The sequence below is a fragment of the Geodermatophilus sp. CPCC 205761 genome (assembly GCF_051383655.1).
In the GTDB taxonomy this organism is placed as follows: domain Bacteria; phylum Actinomycetota; class Actinomycetes; order Mycobacteriales; family Geodermatophilaceae; genus Geodermatophilus.
This window is the reverse complement of record NZ_JALPKQ010000112.1, coordinates 1-775: the sequence shown is the minus strand read 5'-3', so window position 1 is coordinate 775 and position 775 is coordinate 1. Positions and strand designations below refer to the sequence as shown.

General features: G+C 70.3%; 1 protein-coding gene. It reads right to left on the bottom strand.

All coding sequences use genetic code 11. The features are described 5' to 3' along the window. Positions 1 to 42: 42 nt before the first annotated feature. Positions 43 to 775, bottom strand: a 733-nt coding sequence (locus MY526_RS26950) for an aldehyde dehydrogenase family protein (RefSeq protein WP_436705493.1), incomplete at its 5' end; no start/stop codon positions are given.

The window sequence follows — 775 nt, the reverse complement described above, 5'->3', positions numbered from 1 at the left end:
GGGGCAGAAATGGCCATTTCTGCCCCTCGGGGCCGCCTGCGGTCAGGAGTCGATGTTGGCCATGACGTGCTTGATGCGGGTGTAGTCCTCGAATCCGTACAGCGACAGGTCCTTGCCGTAGCCGGAGTGCTTGAAGCCGCCGTGGGGCATCTCGGCGACCAGCGGGATGTGGGTGTTGATCCAGACGCAGCCGAAGTCGAGTTTCTTGCTCATCCGCATGGCGCGGCCGAAGTCGCGGGTCCAGACGCTGGAGGCCAGGCCGTACTGGACGCCGTTGGCCCAGGCCAGGGCCTGGTCCTCGTCGGGAAAGCGTTGGACGGTGATGACCGGGCCGAAGATCTCGCGCTGGACCATCTCGTCGTCCTGGTGCAGGCCGGCGACGACGGTGGGTTCGAGGAAGAAGCCGCGGTCGCCCTGGCGGTGTCCGCCGGTGGTGATCCGGGCGTGGTCGGGGGTGCGGTCGAGGAAGCCGGTGACGTGGGCGAGCTGGGTGGCGTTGTTGACCGGGGGGACGAGGGCGTCGGCGTCGCCGGCGCCGTGGGCGTAGGTGGTGGAGGTGTTCTCGGCCTGGGCGGTGAGGGCGGCGACGAAGTCGTCGTGGATGCCGGGTCCGGCCAGCACGCGGGTGGCGGCGGTGCAGTCCTGGCCGGCGTTGAAGTAGCCGGCCACGGCGATCGCCTCGGCGGCGGCCTCGAGGTCGGCGTCGTCGAAGACCACGACCGGGGCCTTGCCGCCGAGCTCGAGGTGCACCCGCTTGACGTCGTGCGCGGCCGCC